At 38.8% G+C, this 23,900-nt stretch carries 23 protein-coding genes; 15 read left to right on the forward strand and 8 right to left on the reverse strand.

The window, feature by feature from the left end:
- The first annotated feature begins 83 nt into the window (after positions 1-83).
- Both PL8927_RS00860 and ppsA read left to right on the forward strand, forming a co-directional pair.
- On the forward strand, positions 84-257 hold the full coding sequence (locus PL8927_RS00860) for a helix-turn-helix domain-containing protein (protein WP_331281788.1): 174 nt from the start codon (positions 84-86) through the stop codon (positions 255-257).
- Between the two features lie 221 nt (positions 258-478).
- A complete protein-coding gene (ppsA, locus tag PL8927_RS00865; RefSeq protein WP_083616583.1) occupies positions 479-3,022 on the forward strand; it encodes a phosphoenolpyruvate synthase in 2,544 nt (847 codons plus the stop codon).
- Positions 3,023-3,152: 130 nt separating this feature from the next.
- Here the strand turns inward: ppsA and PL8927_RS00870 are convergent, their stop codons facing one another.
- The 4 genes from PL8927_RS00870 to PL8927_RS00885 form a co-directional block, all read right to left on the reverse strand.
- Positions 3,153-3,926 (reverse strand): RloB family protein, encoded by a 774-nt coding sequence (locus PL8927_RS00870; RefSeq protein ID WP_083616585.1) that lies wholly within the window; start codon positions 3,924-3,926, stop codon positions 3,153-3,155.
- A gap of 11 nt (positions 3,927-3,937) precedes the next feature.
- A complete protein-coding gene (locus PL8927_RS00875) occupies positions 3,938-5,341 on the reverse strand; it encodes an AAA family ATPase (protein WP_083616587.1) in 1,404 nt (467 codons plus the stop codon).
- Between the two features lie 115 nt (positions 5,342-5,456).
- Positions 5,457-5,969 (reverse strand): hypothetical protein, encoded by a 513-nt coding sequence (locus tag PL8927_RS00880; protein ID WP_197047270.1) that lies wholly within the window; start codon positions 5,967-5,969, stop codon positions 5,457-5,459.
- A gap of 2 nt (positions 5,970-5,971) precedes the next feature.
- Positions 5,972-7,249, reverse strand: a complete 1,278-nt coding sequence (locus tag PL8927_RS00885; protein WP_083616589.1) for an AAA family ATPase — start codon at positions 7,247-7,249, stop codon at positions 5,972-5,974.
- A gap of 291 nt (positions 7,250-7,540) precedes the next feature.
- Between PL8927_RS00885 and PL8927_RS00890 the strand changes: the two genes are divergently transcribed.
- The 13 genes from PL8927_RS00890 (at position 7,541) to PL8927_RS00950 (ending at position 19,101) form a co-directional block, all read left to right on the forward strand.
- The gene (locus PL8927_RS00890) at positions 7,541-8,476 is read left to right on the forward strand and encodes a restriction endonuclease (RefSeq protein ID WP_083616591.1); all 936 of its coding nucleotides are present in this window, start codon (positions 7,541-7,543) and stop codon (positions 8,474-8,476) included.
- Between the two features lie 58 nt (positions 8,477-8,534).
- Complete coding sequence (locus PL8927_RS00895) at positions 8,535-9,461, forward strand: alpha/beta hydrolase family protein (protein WP_083616593.1); 927 nt, start codon at positions 8,535-8,537, stop codon at positions 9,459-9,461.
- A 310-nt stretch (positions 9,462-9,771) separates the two neighbouring features.
- Positions 9,772-11,586, forward strand: coding sequence for a proline--tRNA ligase (gene proS, locus PL8927_RS00900; protein ID WP_083616595.1), 1,815 nt, complete (start codon positions 9,772-9,774; stop codon positions 11,584-11,586).
- A gap of 215 nt (positions 11,587-11,801) precedes the next feature.
- Positions 11,802-12,218 (forward strand): ATP synthase subunit I, encoded by a 417-nt coding sequence (locus tag PL8927_RS00905; protein ID WP_083616822.1) that lies wholly within the window; start codon positions 11,802-11,804, stop codon positions 12,216-12,218.
- 54 nt (positions 12,219-12,272) lie between these two features.
- On the forward strand, positions 12,273-13,031 hold the full coding sequence (gene atpB, locus PL8927_RS00910; protein ID WP_197047271.1) for a F0F1 ATP synthase subunit A: 759 nt from the start codon (positions 12,273-12,275) through the stop codon (positions 13,029-13,031).
- A gap of 268 nt (positions 13,032-13,299) precedes the next feature.
- A complete protein-coding gene (atpE, locus tag PL8927_RS00915) occupies positions 13,300-13,545 on the forward strand; it encodes an ATP synthase F0 subunit C (RefSeq protein WP_026786419.1) in 246 nt (81 codons plus the stop codon).
- 93 nt (positions 13,546-13,638) lie between these two features.
- The gene (locus PL8927_RS00920) at positions 13,639-14,124 is read left to right on the forward strand and encodes a F0F1 ATP synthase subunit B' (protein WP_197047280.1); all 486 of its coding nucleotides are present in this window, start codon (positions 13,639-13,641) and stop codon (positions 14,122-14,124) included.
- A 143-nt stretch (positions 14,125-14,267) separates the two neighbouring features.
- On the forward strand, positions 14,268-14,795 hold the full coding sequence (locus tag PL8927_RS00925; protein ID WP_083616599.1) for a F0F1 ATP synthase subunit B: 528 nt from the start codon (positions 14,268-14,270) through the stop codon (positions 14,793-14,795).
- 2 nt (positions 14,796-14,797) lie between these two features.
- Positions 14,798-15,343, forward strand: coding sequence for an ATP synthase F1 subunit delta (gene atpH / locus PL8927_RS00930; RefSeq protein ID WP_083616601.1), 546 nt, complete (start codon positions 14,798-14,800; stop codon positions 15,341-15,343).
- Positions 15,344-15,415: 72 nt separating this feature from the next.
- The gene (gene atpA, locus PL8927_RS00935; protein ID WP_083616603.1) at positions 15,416-16,933 is read left to right on the forward strand and encodes a F0F1 ATP synthase subunit alpha; all 1,518 of its coding nucleotides are present in this window, start codon (positions 15,416-15,418) and stop codon (positions 16,931-16,933) included.
- Between the two features lie 520 nt (positions 16,934-17,453).
- Positions 17,454-18,404, forward strand: a complete 951-nt coding sequence (locus PL8927_RS00940) for a F0F1 ATP synthase subunit gamma (protein WP_083616605.1) — start codon at positions 17,454-17,456, stop codon at positions 18,402-18,404.
- Positions 18,405-18,733: 329 nt separating this feature from the next.
- On the forward strand, positions 18,734-18,925 hold the full coding sequence (locus PL8927_RS00945) for a hypothetical protein (protein ID WP_083616607.1): 192 nt from the start codon (positions 18,734-18,736) through the stop codon (positions 18,923-18,925).
- Positions 18,922-19,101: a type II toxin-antitoxin system HicA family toxin gene (locus PL8927_RS00950; protein ID WP_026788940.1), complete on the forward strand. Its 180-nt coding sequence runs from the start codon at positions 18,922-18,924 to the stop codon at positions 19,099-19,101. The genes PL8927_RS00945 and PL8927_RS00950 overlap by 4 nt, the downstream gene beginning before the upstream one ends.
- 71 nt (positions 19,102-19,172) lie before the next feature.
- On the opposite strand, the gene PL8927_RS00955 is transcribed toward PL8927_RS00950, so the two are convergent.
- From PL8927_RS00955 to PL8927_RS00970, 4 genes are all read right to left on the reverse strand, one after another.
- Entirely contained in the window at positions 19,173-19,976 is an 804-nt protein-coding gene (locus PL8927_RS00955; protein ID WP_083616609.1) for a ParB N-terminal domain-containing protein, read from the reverse strand.
- Positions 19,969-21,348: a ParA family protein gene (locus tag PL8927_RS00960; RefSeq protein WP_083616611.1), complete on the reverse strand. Its 1,380-nt coding sequence runs from the start codon at positions 21,346-21,348 to the stop codon at positions 19,969-19,971. Before PL8927_RS00960 ends, PL8927_RS00955 begins: the two co-directional genes overlap by 8 nt.
- A gap of 451 nt (positions 21,349-21,799) precedes the next feature.
- The gene (locus PL8927_RS00965) at positions 21,800-22,408 is read right to left on the reverse strand and encodes a DUF4276 family protein (protein ID WP_083616613.1); all 609 of its coding nucleotides are present in this window, start codon (positions 22,406-22,408) and stop codon (positions 21,800-21,802) included.
- On the reverse strand, positions 22,405-23,553 hold the full coding sequence (locus PL8927_RS00970; protein WP_083616615.1) for an AAA family ATPase: 1,149 nt from the start codon (positions 23,551-23,553) through the stop codon (positions 22,405-22,407). The genes PL8927_RS00965 and PL8927_RS00970 overlap by 4 nt, the downstream gene beginning before the upstream one ends.
- Positions 23,554-23,900: the final 347 nt, after the last annotated feature.

Below are 23,900 nucleotides of genomic sequence, written 5' to 3' on the forward strand. Positions count from 1 at the left end.
GCGTGGGATGAGTTGCGGTCAGGAACTAAAATGTTCAATAATTTTCAATAATTGATTATAATCAAAAAAGGGGGTGATTTAAAGTGCTTAAGGCAGTAAAGGTTAGACTATACCCAACACCGGAACAGGAATTGGCATTAGCCAAGTCTTATGGGTGTGCAAGATGGTATTGGAATTTTGCCTTAAATGCCTGTATTCAGCACTATCAAGAAACAGGAAAAAGCTTAAAACTAGCAACCNCACCCCGTCTCTGCTGATGGAGCCTGTGTAAGACCGGATAACCGCAAGGTAAAAGGGCATCGGGCTGAGAAATCAGAAGCCCACACTTCTCTACGAGTAAGTGTGGGTAGTTCACAGCAAGTTAACTCAGAATGTACGGGTAAGGATAAACACATTCTGACCTAAGTTTGAACTTAAATAAGCAAAAAGATTGACTGAATTCTAATAAAACAGTCATTCCAATTGGAGGAATTTTAAAATGGTTGACGCTTATGCAACGACTGCAACAGTAAATTCAGAAGCCAAAGAAAAAGCGTTTGTGCTTTGGTTTGATGAAGTTGGAATTTCTGATATTCCCTTAGTAGGTGGAAAAAACGCATCTTTGGGTGAAATGATTCAACAACTCACCCGCCAAGGCGTAAATGTTCCCAATGGATTTGCCACCACTGCTTATGCTTATCGTTATTTTATTGAGTCTGCGGGTTTAGAGAAAAAACTACGAGAACTATTTGCAGACCTCGACGTTGAAGATATGCCGAATTTGCGGCAACGCGGCAAACAAGCCCGTTCATTAATCCTTGACACTCCGTTTCCACCCGACTTAGAAGAAGCGATTACCAGCGCTTATAAAAAACTTTGTGAACGCTACAGTACAGATGGGGATTTTTGCAAGCAATTTGGTGAAGAATACAAGGAAGAATGCAAACGTTATGCTAATGATGTAGACGTTGCTGTCCGTTCCTCCGCCACCGCCGAAGACTTACCCGATGCCAGTTTTGCCGGACAGCAAGAAACTTACTTAAACGTTTATAGCGAAGAAGGGGTTTTAGAATCCTGCCATAAATGTTTTGCCTCTATTTTCACCGACCGGGCAATTTCCTATCGTACCATTAAAGGTTTCGATCATTTTAATGTTGCCTTATCCGTTGGTGTGCAAAAAATGGTGCGGTCTGACCTCGCCAGTTCTGGGGTGATGTTCTCCATTGATACCGAAACCGGATTCAAAAATGCTGCTTTAGTAACTGGGGCCTATGGGTTAGGAGAAAACGTAGTTCAAGGCACGGTTAACCCCGATGAATATTTCGTTTTCAAACCGACTTTATTACAAGGCTTCCGTCCCATCTTAGAAAAACGCTTAGGCAGCAAAGAACTGAAGATGGTCTATGACATCGGAGGTACTAAACTAACCAAAAATATCTCAGTTCCGCAATCGGAACGGGATAAATACTGTATTAACGATGATGAGATTCTGCTATTAGCGAAGTGGGCTTGTATTATTGAAAACCACTATTCGCAAGTTCGGGGTACTTATACTCCGATGGATATTGAATGGGCGAAAGATGGAATTACCGGACAATTATTTATCGTCCAAGCCCGTCCTGAAACCGTACAATCCCAGAAATCCGGTTCGGTTTTGAGAAACTTTAAACTCCAAGGCACCGGTAAAGTTCTGTCTCGCGGTCGCGCCGTTGGCGAAATGATTGGTCAAGGGAAAGCGCGGGTGATTCTGGATGTGCATAAAATTGATGAATTCCAAGCGGGTGAAGTGTTAGTCACCAATAAGACTGACCCCGACTGGGAACCGATTATGAAGAAATCCAGCGCGATTGTCACCAACGCAGGCGGACGGACGTGCCACGCGGCGATTATTGCCCGTGAAATGGGAATTCCGGCGATTGTCGGTTGCGGTGATGCCACATCGGTGATTAAAAACGGCCAAGAAATTACCGTTTCCTGTTCTGAAGGAGAAGAAGGTCGGGTTTATCAGGGGTTAGTTCCCTTTGAAGTCCAAGAAACCGTTCTCGATAATCTGCCCAAAACCCGCACGAAAATTTTAATGAACGTGGGCAACCCGGAAGAAGCTTTTGGGTTATCCGGTATTCCCTGCGATGGTGTCGGGTTAGCGCGGCTTGAGTTTATTATCGCTAACCATATTAAAGCCCACCCGTTAGCGTTGTTGAAATTTGACCAACTCGAAGATGAGTTAGCCAAACGGGAAATTGCCGAACTGACAAAACTCTACGACCATAAACCGGACTTCTTCGTTGATAAACTAGCTCATGGCATTGGGATGATTGCGGCGGCATTCTATCCGAATCCCGTAATTGTACGGATGTCCGACTTCAAGAGCAACGAATACGCGAACCTGTTAGGTGGCCGTCAGTTTGAGCCCAAAGAAGAAAACCCGATGATTGGTTGGCGGGGCGCCTCTCGTTACTATGACCCCAACTACCGCGAAGCTTATGGGTTAGAATGTGTCGCCCTAAAACGAGTTCGGGACGAAATGGGTTTAACCAATGTTACCCCGATGATTCCTTTCTGTCGCACTCCTGAAGAAGGTCGCAAAGTGTTAGCAGAAATGGAAAAATACGGGTTGAAACGCGGCGTTAATGGGCTGCAAGTTTATGTGATGTGTGAACTTCCCAGTAACGTGATTTTCGCCGATGAATTTGCCCAAGTGTTCGACGGATTCTCCATTGGGTCTAACGATTTAACTCAATTAACGTTAGGGTTAGACCGAGATTCTGCGTTAGTTGCTCATATTTTTGATGAACGGAATGAAGCTGTTCGTCGGATGGTGACAATTGCGATTAAAGCGGCTAAAAAATATGGTCGCAAGATTGGGATTTGTGGTCAAGCACCTAGCGATTATCCAGAGTTTGCCCGCTTCTTAGTTGAACTGGGAATTGACTCCATGAGTTTGAACCCTGACTCTGTGATTAAAACGATTCTTGACATTGGCAAGATGGAAGAATCTGGCACGTTGTTAGATGAAGTTATGGACGTTGCTAAAGCCAAATAAATTCTCGTAGAGACGTTGTATACAACGTCTCTACAGGGATGGTTTGCTGAATTTTAAGGATTAAAATAATTAGGGTATGGCGATGTCATACCCTTTATTTATTGGGGTTAGGAATAAATCGATGGAAGCTTTAATCTAATTGTTCAAATAATTCTGAAAACTGTTCTAAAAGTTTATAAACCATTGTACCGATTCTTTGAGGAAAGTCCTCATCAGTTGGATGACAGTCTGCTAGTTTTCTAGCTCGTTCAATTGCAGCAAGTAGATACTTACCTTTGATAAATTCTTTATAGTAATTAGATTTATCTGGGTGGATATCATCAAGAACATTTTTACAAAGTTTAGGTCTACCTTTGATTCCTTTCTTTTCAATAGATTCCCTGATTGTAAGTTGTTTGACTTCCTGTTTTTTATGGGTTTTACCTTTTTTAGGATTATTACCTTTCTCAAATTGATGATCAGCATCTACAAAATGCAGAATTAACCAAAGTTCAAAGCAAGGGTTACTCAATCCCATTTTAAAATTTTGATTTATCTCACATAAATTTATTGATTCTTGAATTTGTTTTTTACGATTATTATAATCATCTGTATCAATAATCATCCAAAACTCATCATATTCTTGGATATTATACTGATCCACCAAAGAATTATAAAATTGCCTTAATTTTTCACGAACAGATCCAGGAGCAGAGTCTCCAGACTTGTCTCTATCAACATATTCTAAATGAATATTCTTCCCGTTTAATCTTATACTGTATTGCTTAATTAGCTCTTGAAAATAAAAATACTCTGTCTTATCCCCTTCTGTTGCAATAACATAAATTTTCCAGTTCCCATTTTTACATTTATCAGCAATATCAATAGCTTGTCGCTGATAATCAGTATTTCTTTCTCTAGGCATTTTTTTATCCCCTATTTAGCCAAAACTGGTTCTTCATCATTTTTAATATCTCTGAAAAAAGGGATAGCTCCAAACCGACCGTTAATATAACCTTTAACTAAATCTAAATTTTCTACATGGGTGTTTGCAAGAGAATAAGCAATTGATTGTCCATGTTTATCTTGTTCAATAAACCAAATTTCATCTTTTCTAAAAAGTTCTTTAATATCCAAAAGAGTCACTTGATGTGTTGTAGCAATTAATTGGCTATTATGCAATTTATCATTTTGATTTTGATTCTCTATTTCAAAATTGAGAAAAAGCTCAAATATTTTCCGTGCTAACAATACATGAAGGCTTCTTTCTATTTCATCAATCACAAAAACAACATCGCCTTGAGAGAGTTTAATTAACATCGGAATTAAATCTATAATTCTTTGGGTTCCATCTGATTCTTCTTCAATTTCAAACAAAACTTCTTTTTTATTTTTATCATGCTTAATTATAACCAAGTTCATAACTTTTAAAGCTTTTGAACTTGGAATAGATCGAATCATTAAACTGCTCCCTTTATTTCTCGCTAAAACAAATATTGCATTAGCTGTTTCATCATGATAAGGGAATTCTTCTTGAATCATTTCTTTAACTTCCAGTGGAATTCTCTCATACTTTTCTAAATCAATCTCATTAATATCTACTCTTTCTATTCCTAAATCCAAAGATTTTAATAATTTATTAAATTTTTTAAAAAAACCTTGGTTCAATGATTTTTCATTGTCCTTTAACAGTAACGGAAGTGCAAAAGGTTTACTTTCAGGGAATAAAATTGTTAATACATTTGAGAACCAATTATAAATATTTTCAAAATATTCAATCCTACGTTCTTTACAATTTGTTAAGAACAATAAATTTTGCCTGGTACTTTCTGACTCAAATTCAATTCTAGTTTTTTCTTTATCTTTTATGCTTCTAAATAGAGAATGTTTAAAGTTAAATTTATAATCATTACCATTTCTTTCATAAATGCTTTCTTCTTGATTAATACCTATTTCAAATAACCATTCTTCATAAACTTGAGTAGCATCAATGATAAATCCGTAAGCATACTGTTTTTGATGATGTCTAAACTCAAGTTCAAACCGAGAGGGCTTTTTTAAAGAATCTTGATCACGTTTAAATGAACTAACTTTTATATTTTTATTTTTATCAACGCCATCTACAATAAAATCTTGAGCAAATTTCATCGCTTTAATCAGGTTAGATTTACCAGCATTATTAGTTCCATAAATCACAGAAGTTCTTAATAATCTAATGGATTCTTTGTTATCTTCTTGAACAACATGATGAGGATGATTGTTGTCAGGAGAAGCAATCATCGTAAATTCAGTTCTTTGGTTAAAAGATAGAAAATTTTCTACAGTAAACCGAATTAACATTGTTTTATTTTAATTTTATTTAAAGTCAAATCATATATAATTCAACTTTAAATATAAAGATAGCTTATTACCTCACAAGTGTCAACCCGATTTTCACGCTTTAAAGGGAAAGGAGTTACTTCTGTTTGCGCCGAGGAATTAAAGGAGGTTTTGCTGGTTCATAGGATTTTAATCCTCCATCTCCCGTCAGAATTTCGACTTCATAACCCGACTTGGCATAATAATCTGCAACTCGCTTAATGGTTGCATCTCCAAGGGATAATTTTTGCGTGGCTAACTGAGGAAATTCATCCGCTAGTTGTTTAATTTGTTCAGAATTCCATAACTCTGACTGTTGGGTAAATGCAGCCCAAGGGGTTTGATTATCAGCCGTTAATTTCATTAATTCTGCTAATTTTAGAGCAGTTTCATATCGTAGATTAGAAGATTGGGCAATATGATTTCCCGTTTCAATAATAGAAGCTAAGGGTAAAACAAACGTTGTTTTTAATTTTTCTTCCTGTTGTAAAATTTTCTCAACTTTGGCTTTATCCCAATAATTTTCTTTTGAACCACAGGTTTGTTTACCGGGAACTCCTAACCAAACACACAGGATAGAAGTATCAAAAATCAATACTTTTCTCACCATTTCTATTCCCGATGTTTAGCTAAACTTTTTTCTAATAATCCCTCTTGGGTGATTTTTCCTAAAGAACCCGAAGCCATTAATTTCGGTAGATTTTCAATTTCATCTAAGGGAATTAACTGGCTTTCTCCGGTATCTTGATCTCGATAAGCAACCATGACAAAAGGAATAAAATCAGGAGTTAATTCATCCATTAAAGCCGGGTTATGAGTCGTAACTAAAATATCGATATTGCGGTTTTTACCAATTTCTCGTAACATTTGTAAAAGTAAACCAGCGCGGGAAGGATGTAAACCATTATCGACTTCTTCAATCACAATCAAACTGCCTTCGGGACGAGTTAATAAAGCGGTTAAAATCGCTAAAAATCTTAATGTTCCATCGGACATTCCCCTCGCATCTACTAATAAAGGTTCTTGATTTTCACCCCATTTTTCTTCACAATATAACATCGCATCACTACCTAATCTTCCCACAGGTTCAGCCCAAACTCGTTGTAAATCTCCTTCAGGAAGTTGGGATAAATAATTCAGTAAAGTTTGTTCTATTTTTTCTTTTTCCGGTTCAGGAAGAGCCGCTAAAACTCCAGCAATATTTGAGCCATCTTGTTCTAAAGTTTTTGATAGGGGAGAATAGTCTCTCATGTTCTGAGGAATAGGGTTAATAATAAATATTTTTTTTAGAACTTCTATAGTAGTAGTATGACTCCAAAGCGTAGTCCAAGAAGAATAAAAATTATAAAAGGGCAGATATTTCTGATTCATCAAAATAAATTGAGTGCTAGGAAACAATTTGTTTAATGCTGATAATTCATACTTTCCAAGAGTCATTTTTATCCCACTCAAAGAGGGATGTGGAAATGAATCTATACGACTGACCGTATTTTCTGATGAGTTATTAATTTCGTTATTTTCATTAGATTTAAGTAATTTTATAAATTCATTAATTAATTGTATTTTAGGTTCTATTTCAGTTGTAACGCTATAAAGACAATCAAATTCAACTTGTTCATATTCTCCACTAACAACAGCTTCTAAAGTAAACTGAGTTTCCGGTTTTCTAACTACCCATTCTAACCCCCCTCGAATTCCTGGGGTATGACTATCACCCATTAAAGCAGATTCTAAAGATTTTGCTTCGGGAATGCGACTTAAAAAATCCAAAGCATCAATAACATTAGATTTGCCACTAGAATTAGTTCCAATTAAAATAGTAATTGGATCAATATATAATGTTGCATCTTTAAAACTTTTCCAGTTTTTTAAGTTAATTTGCTTAAGCATGAGGAATTTTTTATAGTTGAATTATTTTTCTAAACTCTACTTAAAAATGCTTTGAATAGGCACACAACTTGCTAAAAAAAGAATAAATATCATAGAAAATTGTTTCTACTGTTTGACGTTTCACCTCGGCTTCAGGATAGATGCCTCTAACTTATAGTGTAGCATAGCAGCTTGACGCGATCGCATCAAGCTATAATTTTTCTACAGCCTAATTTTATAGTTCAGAAGAATGTTAAGCTAGATCATCTTATTGAAATTTATTAAATTAGTGCGATCGCAACTCCTAAAAAAATGAATCAATCCCCTATTATTCCAACCCTTAGTGATTTGATAGAACCACTCATAAAAGCTCTAAAAACTTTGGGCGGTTCTGGAACTGTTCAGGAAATTTATGATAAAGTCTGCGAACTTGAAAATTTTTCAGATGTTCAACAAAATATACTGCATAAACAAGGGCCGAATACAGAAATAGCTTATCGTTTAGCTTGGGCTAGAACTAATTTAAGAATTTATGGCGCATTAGAAAATGTACGTCGAGGGGTCTGGTCTTTAACAGAAAAAGGACGTAACCTCGAAGCAATTGATATTACAGAAATCAATAAAGCTGTCCAAAAATCAACGAAACAGAAATTCAAATTAGTTTCTGATGGTCAAAATGATTTAGAAAATAATCAAGAAATAATAATTGATCCTGCTGATTTTCCTATTACAAATGATAAATCAGAGCGTGATTTTATAAAAGATAATAGTAAAATTCCGGTAGATTCAGATATTTGGATAGAAAAACTATTGAAAGTTTTGCAACAAATTCCTCCTGATAGTTTTGAACGGTTATGTCAACGAATTTTAAGAGAATCTGGATTTATTAAAGTTGAAGTAACCGGAAGAAAAGGAGATGGGGGAATTGATGGAATAGGAGTCTTAAAAATTGCCCTTTTGAGTTTTCAAGTATTCTTTCAATGTAAACGTTATACGGGTTCTGTTGGCCCTTCTGAAATTCGAGATTTCCGAGGTGCTATGGTAGGAAGAACCGATAAAGGTTTATTTCTAACCACAGGAACTTTTACCAGTTCAGCCAAACAAGAAGCAACCCGTGACGGTGCGCCTGTATTGGATTTAATTGATGGGGAACAACTTTGTCAAATTCTCAAAGATTTGAATTTAGGAGTCGAAACAAAAATGATTGAAGTTGTTGAAATTGATCAAAATTGGTTTAATCATTTATAATTGCTATGCTATAATTAAATACTAACCCAACCCAGAAACACTTTACCAATTCTCGATTATGCTTGTATTTTTTATTCATGGTGTCGCCACAAGAGATGCTTGCTACTCATCAAATTTACAACAACTGATCAAAGCAGAATTTAGTCACCGGGAAGAAAAGAATCCTCATTTTTATGCTAGTTTTTGGGGTTCTGCTTTAACGGATATGGGGAAAATATGGAATGGTATTGATGAAGATTTAGCAGCCGTTAAAAAGAAATATTCTAAAAGTGATAGTGAAGAGTTTTTGAAATATCGATCGTTTAGAGAAGGTTTCTTTTCTCAATTTATCGGGGATTTCTTTACCTATATGAATCCTGATAAGGGTCGAAAAATTCGCAAAACCATCGCTGAACAACTCTATGATTTTATCGAGGAAAACCCTAATAATTCTGAACTTCATATTGTTGCCCATTCGTTAGGAACTGTAATTCTATGGGATGTTTTATTTTCAGATCGATTTTCAGCGAAAGATCCCGCTTTATCGATTCGAGCTATGATTCGACAATTGGAAAATCAGACAGATACAGATGTGAAACTTAAACATCAGGTTAATTTGAGCAGTATCACGCTCATAGGTTCGCCCATTTTATTGATTAATACGATGTTAGATGTACGTCCCGAAAAAGTCGAGCAATTTGCTCATTCCTATTCTTCTGAACAGCCTTTAAGATGGCTTAATTTAATTCATGGTTCCGACTTAATGGCTTATCCTTTAAAAGCGAATTTACATCTGGCTGAAAATAGTTATCTAAAATTTGAAGATGAGTATTTATTAGAGGATGCTAACTGGGTTGAAAAAATAGCTAGAAGTTTAGGTCAAAATGACTTAGCAATGGCTGTGAGTTCTAGTGATGCCCATAATAGTTATTGGAATTGTCCTCACACTGCTAGATTAATTACTAATAATATTTTGAATCAACTTGACAATAATGGTTTAGTCTAAAAAAAATATTAAATCTCAAAAATTTATAGTGATAATGAACTTCAATTCGGTGGCTATGTGGGTTGGATAGATCAGGAAGGGTTAATGAAAAAACTAGAGTTAATAAAGGGTTTAATGATTAACCGTTAATTCATCTAAATGTAAAAAGCTGTTGAGTGAGGATTTAGATTTCGTCGAAAAAAGAAGGACTTATACAAAAAGATTGGCTGAGGGTTTGAATTTCCCTAACTCTAGTCCAAAATTCGATAATACTAATTTAACGCTATTCTGCAATAATAATAAATTGGTGTTTAATTTAGGAAACATAACGATGCGACTGTCTCAAATGCTATTTGTCACCCTGCGGGAAGATCCCAAAGAAGCAGAAATTCCCAGTCATAAACTATTAGTCCGTGCTGGATATATCCGGCGCATCGGAAGTGGAATTTATGCTTATCTTCCTTTAATGTGGCGAGTTCTGCAAAAAGTTTCTCAAATTGTCCGAGAAGAAATGAACGCCACAGGAGCCCAAGAATGTCTACTTCCCCAAGTTCAACCTGCGGAACTCTGGCGCGAGTCGGGACGGTGGGATACCTATACTAAAGCCGAGGGAATTATGTTTTCCCTCACTGACCGTCGTAAACGGGAATTAGCATTAGGGCCCACCCATGAGGAAGTGATCACAACTATTGCGAAAGAAATGATTCGTTCCCATCAACAATTACCGATTCATTTATATCAAATTCAAACGAAGTTTAGAGATGAAATTCGTCCTCGGTTTGGGTTAATGCGGGGACGAGAATTTATTATGAAAGATGGTTATTCTTTCCATAGCGATGAGGAAAGTTTGAAGAAAACCTATCGAGATATGGATCAAGCTTATCGCAATATGTTAAGTCGTTGTGGGTTACAATATCGCGCCGTAGAAGCTGATTCTGGAGCTATTGGAGGAAGTGGTTCTCAAGAATTTATGGTCTTAGCAGAAGCGGGAGAAGATGAAGTTCTCTACACCGAAGATGGCAAATATGCCGCTAATACTGAAAAAGCTGTATCCCTTCCGGTTGATGCTGAACTTTCTAGCTTTACAGAATATCAAAAGTTAGAAACTCCCAATACTAACACCATTGAAACTTTAGCCAATTTCTTGAAATGTTCTGCGACCCAAATTGTTAAGAATGTTCTTTATCAAGTTGCTTATGATAATGGGATAACGGTTTTAGTTTTAGTGAGTATTCGCGGAGATCAGGAGGTTAATGAAGTTAAATTGCAAAATGAATTAACTAAATTAGCTTCTGAATTTGGCGCGAAAACGATATTATCTTTAACAGTTCCTGATCAAGAAGCTCAAGAAAAATGGGCAGCAAAACCGTTGCCTTTAGGCTATATTTCTCCTAATTTAGAAGATAGTTATATTACCTCCGCTCCGAAGGAGGGTATCTATTCCAAATTTGTCAGAATAGTAGATCAAACCGCCGTTGAATTAAAGAATTTTGTTACTGGCGCGGATGAATCAGGATATCATGTTGTTGGAGCAAATTGGGGGAAAGAATTTACGTTACCTAAAAGTATTGTAGATATTAGAAAAGCTCAAAAAGGCGATCGCGCTGTTCATGATCCGAGCCAAATTTTAGACAGTGCGAGAGGAATTGAAGTCGGTCATATTTTCCAACTGGGGATTAAATATTCTCAAGCAATGGGAGCAACTTTTACCAATGAACAGGGAGAAGAATTACCGTTAGTCATGGGATGTTATGGCGTTGGGGTATCTCGGTTAGCACAATCGGCTGTTGAACAATCTTATGATAAAGATGGGATTATTTGGCCTGTGGCGATCGCACCTTATCAAGTGATTATTGCGATTCCGAATATTACCGACGTTCAACAGATGGAAATAGCTGAAAAACTCTATACAGAATTGAAGCAAGCGGGTATTGAAACCTTACTCGATGATCGCAATGAACGGGCCGGGGTAAAATTCAAAGATGCGGATTTAATTGGCATCCCCTATCGGATTGTAACCGGGCGTTCAATTAAATCGGGTAAGGTGGAATGGGTAGAACGAGCCACCCACAACGCCCAAGAAATCGCCATTGAGGATGTTGTTAGCACCCTCAAACAGAATATTCAAGCAGCATTGGGGGATTAAGTTTGTTGTTGGTGCGTGCGCGGAGCTTACGCACCCTACTTGTTGATTAATTTTCTTTTAAGTTCTGTTCCCACAACATGATATGATTCATTGTGGCTTACAGAGCGTGTTATACGCCTGTGCGTGAACTTGGGGAAGGTTAGAACTGCCCGCTTTTCGGAGCGGCTCAATCAGTTGTGACTGAACTCAAAATAGGTGAACTTGTCCAAGTAACTATGACAAACGCAGAGGAAACAGTCGAATCCGGGTCTAAGCTTGCTGTAGAACCCGACCCTTCTATGCTGGAGTATTATCAGTTGCAACGTCAATTGTTGCTGATGACCCTTGCTGCGACTGGGGTAATTTTTGTTACGGTTTGCTGTTTTTATTCCCTGGAAGTTGCCTGCAACTATTTAATCGGGGCGAGCGTGGGCATAGTCTACTTGCGAATGCTCGGCCAAGATGTGGAAAAACTGGGTAGAGAGAAAAGAAAACTAGGCCAAAACCGGATTTTAATCCTAGCGGGTTTTATCATTTTAGCCACTCGATGGCATCAACTCCAGATTTTACCGATTTTCTTAGGATTTCTCACCTACAAAGTCGCCCTCTTGTCCTATGTAATCATGACAGCGTTCAGCTTGAAGCCGAAGTAGGTCGCGTGGTTTTCGGAATCCTCCAGTCCTCAATCTGTAGAGGAAGCCTCTTGAATGGAAATGCTGACTGTTTTAAACATCTTCAATCCTCTTCCCCTCGCTAGTTTGGAAGTTGGCCATCACCTTTATTGGGAAGTCGGCGGTTTAAAACTGCATGGTCAGATTTTTCTGACTTCGTGGTTTGTAATCGGTTTGCTGATTATTTTCTCAGTGTTGGCCAGCAGCAACGTGCAGCGAATTCCCAGTGGGATGCAGAATTTTATGGAGTACGTCCTAGAATTCATTCGCAACCTTGCTAAAGACCAAATCGGGGAAAAAGAATATCGTCCTTGGGTTCCCTTCATTGGAACACTGTTCTTATTCATCTTTGCCTCTAACTGGTCAGGTGCCTTAATTCCTTGGAAGTTGATCGAACTTCCTTCAGGAGAATTAGCAGCCCCCACCAGCGATATCAATACGACAGTGGCCTTGGCCCTGTTAACGTCTTTAGCGTATTTCTACGCCGGAATCAGTAAAAAAGGCTTTGTCGGTTATTTTGCTGATTACGCTCAACCCCTTGCCTTCCTCGCTATATTTCGGGTGATTGAAGATTTTACCAAACCCCTCTCCCTGAGTTTCCGTTTGTTTGGTAACATTTTGGCGGATGAACTGGTGGTTGCCGTGTTGGTATTCCTGGTACCTCTGTTTATTCCTCTGCCCCTGATGGTTTTGGGTTTATTCTTGAGTGCCATTCAAGCGCTAATTTTTGCGACTTTGGCAGCGAACTATATTGGTGAAGCCTTAGAAGGACATGGTGCGGAACATCACGACTAAGAAAAGCAACAAATCCTTGAAGATTTCTTTTCTTAAGATCTTGATTTTTCCAAAATGTGCTGTTGGGTTAAACTAGATCCCCTTTATTGGTAAAATAACGTTTTGGGGACTCCAATCCATTAAACGAATCTGGCATTGATAACGGGACAAAGAAGAAAAATATTTTCTTCAAACCTCCTAGTTTTATAAATGCTGATAGGGATTGATTTCACATTTGTCTAACTGATTGTTTGTTAACTCTTTTGTATTTAGAAGGAAGAAAATTATCATGAATCCACTGATTGCTGCTGCTTCCGTTGTTGCTGCTGCTTTAGCTATTGGTTTAGGCGCGATCGGCCCTGGAATTGGTCAAGGGATTGCTGCTGGTCAAGCAGTGGAAGGGATTGCCCGTCAACCCGAAGCAGAAGGTAAAATTCGTGGGACTTTACTGTTAAGTTTAGCCTTCATGGAAGCACTGACCATTTATGGTTTAGTCGTTTCTCTGGTATTACTGTTTGCTAACCCCTTCGCCTAAACAGTAATCCAAACATGGATTTTAGATTTTAGGTTTTGGTCTATCTCAAATCTAGGTCTAAAATCCATCTTTAATTCAACTCTTCAAAGGACAATAATGCACGGGACAATTTTATTTGCGGTTGAAGAGGCTGCCAAAGAAGGGGGACTGTTTGATCTCGATGCCACCCTGCCCTTAATGGCAGTGCAGTTCTTGATTTTGGCAGCAATTTTGAACCGGGTTTTTTATAAACCATTAGGAACGGCAATTGATGAACGGGCCGATTATATTCGGGAACGGGAAGTCAACGCCAAAGAACGTCTGGCTAAAGCTGAAAAATTAGCCCACCAGTACGAATTAGAGTTGGCAGAAACTCGGAAAAAAGCTCAAGCGACGATTGTAAATGCTCAAGCGAATGCCCAGAAAATTGCCTCTGGAAAAGTCGCAGAAGCGATGCAAGAAGCGCAAAAATTGAGAGAAATAGCGGCTCAAGAAATTGAGCAGGAAAAACAACAAGCCCTGCAAGCTTTAGAGCAACAAGTAGAACCCCTCAGTCGCCAAATTTTAGAAAAATTATTAGGGGCTGAGTTAGTTAAATAATCTTGGCTGCGCTAAAGCTGAAAACAATCTTGTGATCAGCTTGTTAAACTGCGGAAAATTCGGATTGAAGACAGCCCAGGCTAGATGATAACGCCCAATATGGGGAGTTAAAACTTAAGCCGCGCATTTATGAGAAGAACATCATGGAGACTGTTTTATTACTAGCCACAGAAGCTGGCTCTGAAGCTGGATTCGGTCTCAATACCAATATTTTTGAGACGAACCTAATTAACCTAGCCATTCTGATTGGTGTGCTGGTTTACTTTGGGCGAGGCTTTTTAGGAAAAATCCTAAATGAAAGACGCTCCACCATTGAAGAAGCGATTCTAGAAGCTGAACAGCGCCAAAAACAAGCGGAAGCGTCTCTGGCAGAACAACAACAAAAATTAACCGCCGCCCAAACCGAAGCTCAACGGATTTTAGCCGAAGCGGAAGAACGGGCAAAAGCTGTTAGAGAGTTAATTCTCGCCAAAGCCGTCGAAGATGTGGAACGCATGAAAGCAACTGCCAACCAAGAGTTAGATTCAGATCGAGAACGGGTGATTGCTCAACTGCGTTCTCTGATCGCCACTCAAGCCATTGAACGGGCAGAATCTCAACTCAAACAGCAGCTGAATGACACTGTTCAGGAACGATTAATTGATCAGAGTCTAATGCTGTTGGGAGGTTAAATATGAGTGCGATCGCTGGAGAAATTATCGAGCCTTACGCCTCGGCGTTAATGTCCTTGGCTCAATCGAGAAACTTAACGGAAGACTTCGGTAATGACACTCGCTTATTACTAGAATTACTGGACAGTTCCGCAGAATTAAAAACCTTTTTAGGAAGTCCTGTGGTTAAACCCCAGGACAAAAAAGCCGTTCTGCAAAGGATTACAGCCGATCAAGTTAATCCCTTGTTACGGAATTTCTTGATGCTATTAGTGGATCGAGGACGGATTTTATTCCTAGAAGAAATTGCTAAACAGTATTTAGTCTTACTGCGGAAACTCAATCAGGCAGTTTTAGCAGAAGTCACTTCCGCCCACCCGTTAACAGAAGCTCAACAGAATACCTTGACCGAAAAGGTCAAAGCCATGACCCAAGCCCGGTCTGTGGAAATTTCCAGCACAGTTGATCCTAACCTGTTGGGCGGTGTGATTATTAAAGTTGGATCTCGCGTGGTGGATGCCAGTTTGCGCGGACAACTGCGTCGAATTGGGATGAAATTAGCCCAATAAATTGTTGTAACCCGTCATGATCATGCCGGGGATTTTTACTGAACTTATAACCCCTAACTACTGACAAGAACAATGGTAGCGATCAGACCTGACGAAATTAGCAGTATTATTCAGCAGCAAATTGAACAGTACGACCAAGACGTTAAAGAAACTAACGTCGGAACTGTTCTGCAAGTCGGTGACGGTATTGCCCGGATTTATGGCTTAGATAAAGTCATGTCTGGTGAACTGTTAGAATTTGCCGAAGGCACCATCGGGATTGCTCTAAACTTAGAAGAAGATAACGTCGGTGCGGTGTTAATGGGTGAAGGTCGGGATATCCAAGAAGGTTCCCCCGTTACCGCCACCGGAAGAATTTCTCAAATCCCCGTTGGGGACGCCATGTTAGGCCGAGTTGTCGATGCGTTGGCCCGTCCGATTGATGGTAAAGGCGATCCCAAAACCACTGAAACTCGTTTATTAGAATCTCCAGCCCCTGGGATTATCGCCCGTCGTTCTGTGTGCGAACCCATGCAAACGGGGATTACGGCTATTGACTCCATGATCCCCATCGGTCGGGGTCAACGGGAATTAATTATTGGCGACCGTCAAACCGGAAAAACCTCCATCGCCATTGACACCATCATTAACCAAAAAGGCGAAGACGTGATCTGCGTCTACGTTGCTATTGGTCAAAAAGCTTCTACCGTTGCTCAAGTCGTCGCAACTCTGGAAGAAAAAGGCGCGATGGAATATACTATCGTCGTTGCTGCCAGTGCCAGTGAATCCGCAACTCTGCAATACCTGGCCCCCTATACGGGCGCGACCCTGGCTGAATACTTCATGTATAAGGGCAAGCACACCCTGGTCATCTATGATGACTTATCTAAACAAGCCCAAGCCTACCGTCAAATGTCTCTGTTACTGCGTCGTCCTCCCGGACGGGAAGCCTATCCTGGGGATGTGTTCTACCTCCACTCTCGTTTATTAGAACGGGCTGCGAAACTGAACGATGAACTCGGTAGCGGTAGCATGACGGCCTTACCTGTGATTGAAACCCAAGCGGGTGACGTTTCGGCTTATATTCCGACCAACGTGATTTCAATTACCGATGGTCAGATCTTCTTATCTTCTGACTTATTTAACTCCGGTTTACGTCCGGCAGTGAACGCCGGGATTTCCGTTTCCCGTGTGGGTTCTGCGGCTCAAACCAAAGCCATGAAGAAAGTCGCCGGGAAAGTTAAATTAGAATTAGCTCAGTATGCTGAGTTAGCGGCATTTTCTCAGTTCGCCTCTGATTTAGACCAAGCCACCCGCAACCAATTGGAACGGGGCAAACGTCTGCAAGAACTGTTAAAACAACCCCAAAATTCTCCTCTGCAATTGTTTGAACAGGTGGCGGTGATTTACGCCGGAATTAACGGTTATCTCGATGAGATTCCCGTTGAAAAAATCGTTGCTTTTGCTGTCGGACTGCGGGACTATCTGAAAAATAGCAAACCCAAATATGTCGAAGTCGTTCAAGGTAAAAAAGTCCTTGATGATGAAGCTGAAGGTCTGCTGAAAGAAGCAATCACTGAGTTCAAACAAACTTTCTTAGTTTCTCCTTAAGGGATGATGGGGTGTTGGCTAGTACGGGCGGGGTTACCCATTGGTGTTAACAATCGCGCTAAAAGTAGGCTAGAAAACCGAAAGTTTGTTGATTTTTTTAAGCGTCCTAGATCCCCCCTAACCCCCCTTGGAAAGGGGGGGATTAGAGTTCAAAGTCCCCCTTTTTAAGGGGGATTTAGGGGGATCTAATCTCGGCTATAATCACGGTTTTCGGCTTAAGTTGACACGATGCGGGGCTTACCCATTAGTGTCAACTTAAGGCTAAAAGTAGGCACTAAAACCCGAATTTCCTTGATCTGATCCCAAGTCAATGATCCCCCCTAACCCCCCTTGGAAAGGGGGGGATTAGAGTTCAAAGTCCCCCTTTTTAAGGGGGATTTAGGGGGATCTAATCTCGGCTATAATCACGGGTTTTCGGCTTAAGTTGACACGATGCGGGGCTTACCCCACCCCTACAACGGTTGACTGTTGACCCACACCCTTCTTCCTCCTTCGTTCATAATGCAAATCTGACAAAACTATGTCAAATTTAAAAGCGATCCGCGATCGCATTGATTCCGTTAAAAATACCAAGAAAATTACAGAAGCGATGCGTCTGGTGGCTTCTGCAAAAGTGCGTCGCGCCCAGGAACAAGTCTTAGCTTCTCGTCCCTTTGCTGATCGGTTAGCCGGAATTCTTTATGGGTTACAATCCCGTTTAAAATTTGAAGAAGCAGATTTGCCTCTCCTTAAACAACGGGAAGTCAAAAAAGTCGGATTACTGGTAATTTCTGGTAATCGAGGCTTGTGTGGAACCTATAATAGCAGCATTATCAAACGGGCTGAAACTCGCGCTAAAGAGTTAGAAGCCGAAGGCGTTGAATGCACTTATTTGTTAGTCGGACGTAAAGCGATTCAATATTTCCAAAGACGGGATGTTGATATCCGCGCAACGGTAGAAAACCCCGAAAAAAATCCCACCATAGATAAAGTCAGGGATTCTGCGGACAATCTTCTGGCTTTATTTTTATCGGGAGAATTGGATCGGATTGAGTTGATTTATACGAAATTTGTTTCGTTAATTGCTTCTCGTCCCGTGATTCAAACCTTGTTACCGCTTGACCCCCAAGGGTTAGAGCCAACGGATGATGAAATCTTCCGTTTAACGACTAAAAATGGTCAGTTTGAAGTTACCAGAGAAAAGGTCAAAAACACTCTCACGGATTTACCGAGAGATATGATTTTTGAACAAGATCCGGCCCAAATTTTAGATGCGTTATTGCCTTTGTTCTTAACAAATCAATTGTTACGCGCTTGGCAAGAATCCATCGCTAGTGAGTTAGCCGCCCGGATGACGGCGATGAGTAACGCCAGTGAAAACGCTGGAGATTTAATTAAAAGTCTAACGTTATCCTACAACAAAGCTCGCCAAGCCACGATTACCCAGGAACTTCTGGAAGTGGTCGGTGGTGCAGAAGCATTGAGAGGTTAATCTCTGTTTCAATCTTAATTTTAAGGTGGGTTTACCAATGTTGTAACTCACCTTATTTTTTTTAGGATTTACCTACACCTCAAGAAACCGGGTTTCTGACCCTGATTATGGGATAAAATTAACGTGAGTTCGACGGAGCGTGATGGCGTAGCCACCGCTTGTCGGCATCGCACCTCAACAGAAGAGTAGGAAAGCGATGGCGTAGCCGCCGCCTGTCGGCATCGCACCATCAACTACCCTACACCCAAAAGAGCGATCGCAAAAGTTCTTAATTTCATTATTTTGTTGATATAATATTCGGCATAGCTATCAAAATTAACATTAAAGCAATGGATAAGCAAAAATACATTTATTGGCAAGATGAGGATATGTTTCTTGGTTACTTAGAAGAATATCCTGATTATTGGACTCAAGGAATTTCTTTAGAAGAATTAAAACAAAATTTATTAGACTTGTATCACGAATTTAGTAGCAATAATATTCCTTCTGTTAGAAAAGTTGCAGAGTTGGAGTTATTATGAAAAGGAGAGATTTAATTAAACAATTAGAAGAAATGGGCTGTGTTTTTATTAGACATGGTGGAAACCATGATTGGTATCAAAATCCGATGACAAAGATTTCACAACCTATTGCTAGACATCGAGAAATTAATCAGAATTTAGCTAAACATATACTTAAAATGCTTCAAAATCCTTAATAGCGATCGCATCTCAACTCCCCTAAATTCCAAAGAGCGATCGCCCAATCAATATAATATTTCTCTATTATTTATAAAGAAAATACGGTTTTTAGAGTTTTAATCTGATTTTTACTGACTCCACAGTCAAGGGTTGAAATAGGATTTAAACTTTTCCATTTCTCTCTAGGAGTTGTAAATAGAGTATCAGCTAATTGATCCGGATCTATTTTATCAAAACCATCTATTTTATTAATAGATAAATAATTGAGACGCTCAAAAATTTGATCTCGGTTGGCTTTTTTAATAGATACACGTTCCGGTGCTGGCGGTGGCGGTGGCAGAGGTTCTGGTTTACAGTAAAAGACTTTTTTTAAACAGTCTAATTTGTTCCCTTTTGTAATTCCACATTTTAACTTTATAAGTTCATTAAGATCAGCCCAAGTTTCTCGATTAGATTCAAGAATAAAGTCTGTTACTTTAATTAAATCTACTTTTTTTAAAGGACTGGTAGATTCAGATTGTAAATAGCCGAGTGCTGCTAGAATTTTATCTCTGGAAGCTGTACATAAATTAACATTAACAACCGGATTAGCTTCTCTCGTTAAAATTTTAGCTTGTTCAATATTAGAAGGTTTTGGATCAATAACAATACACCAAACCCGCTCTAATTGTGCTTTTTTAGCCGCTGCATAGACAAAATGGTTACTCACAGTTTGATACTGATAATCTGCAATTTCCTGCACAATCACTGGAACCCAATTTCGTCCATTTGCTTGTAAAATAGCTTCGGCTGCACCTAACACTAAAAATTCCTGTCCTGTAATTTCTTGTCCGGGTTCAATATCAATTAAAGGCAAGTGCATTAATTTACCAATATTATCAAAATCACTCATAAAGAAAATACTCCTGTGCTAAAGAAAGATAATAATCGTTTACAGTTTTATGCTTAAATACGGCAGGTATCCGTTCAAAAGCGGCACTTGCAACAATAGCATATTCTGGAATACTGAATATTGTTTGATCTGGACTACCTTTTGTATGTTTTGGATAAAAGTAGGGTAATAAATCAGGATTAAAAACTAATTTATCACCTTGCTTTAGGGAAATGATCGACTTGATTTCATTGTTAGCTCGTTTCAATGAAGTCTCTGTTGCTTTATGTTCATTAAAAAAAATAGGCAAAGGAATCGGGCCATACTCTCCTTTTTTATCTCTTACTTCTTGAATTTCAGGAATAAATTCTAGGATGACTTTAGCAGCATTCTTTAAGGAGGCAAAATTCGTGTGTTTAGTTGGCATTAAAACAACATCAGAGGCATAAACACAACTTTGGCTAAAAAACGTCCAGTTTGTGGGTGCATCGATCAAAATATAATCATAATCAGGTTTCAAACTCTCTAATAAATCTCTTAACCTTGCTGGCCCTTTTTGAAGTTGTGTTCCTCGGTTGTCAGAAAGCAGAACTTCTTTTAAACCCGAATCTGAAGGGATAACGTCAAAAACTCGAACCTCTCCAGATTTAGTTTTAATTTTAAAAGGCTGAATAGCATCTTTAATGTTTAAAGATCGATCAATTAAACAATCAGATAACTTGGTTTTTGTAGGTTGTAAACCCAGCGAATCTGTTAAGTCTTGCTGTTGAGGATCAAAGTCAATCACTAAAACATTCTTTTTCTGTCTCCGTAAGATAGAAGCTAAGTTGATTGTAGTTGTTGTTTTGCCAACACCTCCCTTATCATTGTAGAGACTAACGACTAAAGCAGGTAAAGGATTCTCGATCAAATCTTTAATGCGATTAACAATATCTAGGATATTATCTTTTTTAATTAGCCAGCAAGGTGTAGCAGGATGAACAACTTTACCATGTCGCCGAAAAAGTTGAATATGGATTGAATTTGTAATAATTCCCCATTGAGCAGTTTTACAGTTAGGGGATAGTAAATATTGTTTAATTTGATTTTGAGCGTTGCGATACTGCGGTTTTTTCTCCAAGAGATTTATTCTCGCCCCCCAACTAATAGCTCGACCTGTAACTTCTACCAACAGATAAGGATCAGTTTTTGATTGATTAAAAATATCACTGTCTTGGTTTTTCCGAGATGCAAAACCTACTGTCCCAGAACCCGTATTAAATTTAGGGTATTGTTCCTCAAGACTAAACCCTATAGCTTTTAATAAAGGCTTAACAAAGTCATCACTAACAATAGCTTCTGAAGCTAGATCGGGTATACTGTCTAAAATTGTATTCCAGTTTGCATCAGTCATATAAATATAGATAAGACGATGGAAGATTGCATTGATTTATCTCAATGTAAAAGACAATCAAAACTTAGATCCACTTTGATTATTATTTGAGAACATTATACCCGTCTAAGTGTTTATAAGTCATAATTTTTTCCCAGACCATCAAAATTGGGTGACAATGTTAAGTTGCTAATATTTTGTTGGCTCGTCCCTCGTTCCCTGGTTCCCCTCGTTCCCCTGCTCTGCATTCCCTCGTTCCCCTGCTCTGCATGGGAATGCCAATTTTGAGGCTCTGCCTCAAATAAATAACAGGAGGCGGAGCCTCCATAATATCATTTCTAGGTAGAACCTAGAAACGAGGAAACGAGAAAATTATTGAGGTTAATTGTTTTTATTATAGTCTTCTGATTGTGCTGAAGTGCAACAACGAGGTTTACCAAATTTGTTCTAAGTTTAAGAAGTTTTGATTACATCAAGGGATCACTTTATCCTGATCACAGAGAGAAATAATTCGATTCACAAAAGCTTTTAATTCTGGACAGGCTTTGATGGCTATCATCAGATCATTTTTCTTTAAAATCGCTTTGCCATCAATTATTTTATTATAGTCTCTTTTGCATTTTCCTACGCTAAAAATCTGTTTAATTCTATAAGAAGGAGGGTGATCGTGATTCACAGTTTCAGGAGAACCATTAGGAGCAGAAAGATTATGTTTTGCTAATTGTTGGATAGTTTGCCAGTAGGGAAGTAACCATGCTTCAAAATCATGTAATGCTGTATGGGGGTAAAAATTGGGGTTATTTCCCACCCAATTGTTCATTTTAACTTTAGCATCATTCGCATCGATAAAGTCGTTTTTTCCGGTATAAACATCGGTCAGTGCAATGACAGCATCATAGCCATCATTATCTAAAAGATTTTCAACAATACGCCTAAGTTTTCCTTCCTTGGGAATACGACCATCCTGCGGAATAAATTTAATCTTTGGCATTTTTTGACCCAAGCAACTTTGCAAAAAATCACGAAGTTTTTCTTTAAATGCCACTTCAGTAGCACCTTCAACCAAAATCGCAATTTTCATGGCCGACCTCCCATGATATTCATTGCCCAAACTTGATCAAGGCTATAATCTTCTAACCATTTATCCAAATTAAGAGTGTCAGCCCAAGTCATTTTTGCCTCACCTTCTTCGAGATCACAAATCAAAACTTCCCTAGGTTCTAGGAATCTAATCAGTCGATCTGAGTGGGTGGCAACGATCAGTTGTGTATGTTTTGAAGCTTCTCTCATTAGATAAACTAAATGTCTTAAAAGTTCGGGATGTAAGCTAACTTCGGGTTCATCTAGTAAGGTAATTGTTGTTAAATTTTTACTTTGAAGTAAAGTAACCAACCAGAGAAAACGTAATGTTCCTTCTGATAATTCATGGACATAAATCGGTTGAGAAAAATTTCGGTCTGTCCAAGTCATAGAAAGAGTTCCGGCGGCAACGGGAGGAAAGTTTAATCGCTCAAAATCTGGAAAAGCCACAGATATAATATTTTCCACCATTTCAAAGCGATCGCGATCGCTTTCTCGAAGGTCATAAAGACAGGAAACTAAGTCTTCACCTCTTGCCCCTGGTAACTTGGCAGGACGCATGGTTTGAGGGAGACGAATGGGGCTTTTCTCGGAAACATCAAGTGCTCCATAATAAGTACAGGAAGCCAATCTTTTTCTTAAACTTTCGGGTTCACGATACATTTTAGGAACTTGAGAAAGGGATGTTTCAAGGGGGTTATGTTCCCAATTGGGTCTTAAAAGTTTGCGGTCTTCCTGACTATAATATTTAATATCTGAACTTCTTGATGCTATATACTTAAATGGTTCTGTAGCATTGATATCGCTTTGCTGTGTTAAAGTTTCTTCCCTAATTTCATAAGATAACCCGTTAGGAGACAAAGTTAAATTATATTTTAAAGGCTGGATCTCTGGTACTTGCATTGAAACTGAAATTTTTAGCTCTTGTGCTTCACCTCTGGTTAAAATTTCATTCAAGCCACCTTTGAGTTGCAATATATTATGTAAATTCCCACTTGCTGAAGCAGCGAGTACAGAAAGAACATCTAAAAAAGAAGTTTTTCCTGAACCATTTGCACCAATCATAACGATGAGATTCCTCATCTCCAGGTTAATATTTTGAAGACGGCGAAATCCCTTCACAGATATATTTTTAAATGTATTCATACAGTTAACTTCTATCGTGATCAAGAGTTAAACTTGCCTATACAATAAAGTATAGATTAACTATTAGTATACCACGTTGAGAATCATAATCAATAACTAAAATATTCCCCCCTTCCCATGCTCTGCATTGGAATACCAATTTTGAGGCTATGGCTCAAATAACAGGAGGCGGAGCCTTGATGAATAGTATTTCTAGGTAGAACTTAGAAACGAGAAAATTATTGAGGTTAATTGTTTTTATTATAGTCTTCTGATTGCGCTGAAGCGCAACAACGAGGTTTATCAAAATTATTTGATATAGCTTCTAATCGCTTACAAGACGTTGCTGATTAAATTAAGTTATCTAT

Origin of the sequence: Planktothrix serta PCC 8927, from assembly GCF_900010725.2 — a bacterium.
GTDB classification, from domain to species: domain Bacteria; phylum Cyanobacteriota; class Cyanobacteriia; order Cyanobacteriales; family Microcoleaceae; genus Planktothrix; species Planktothrix serta.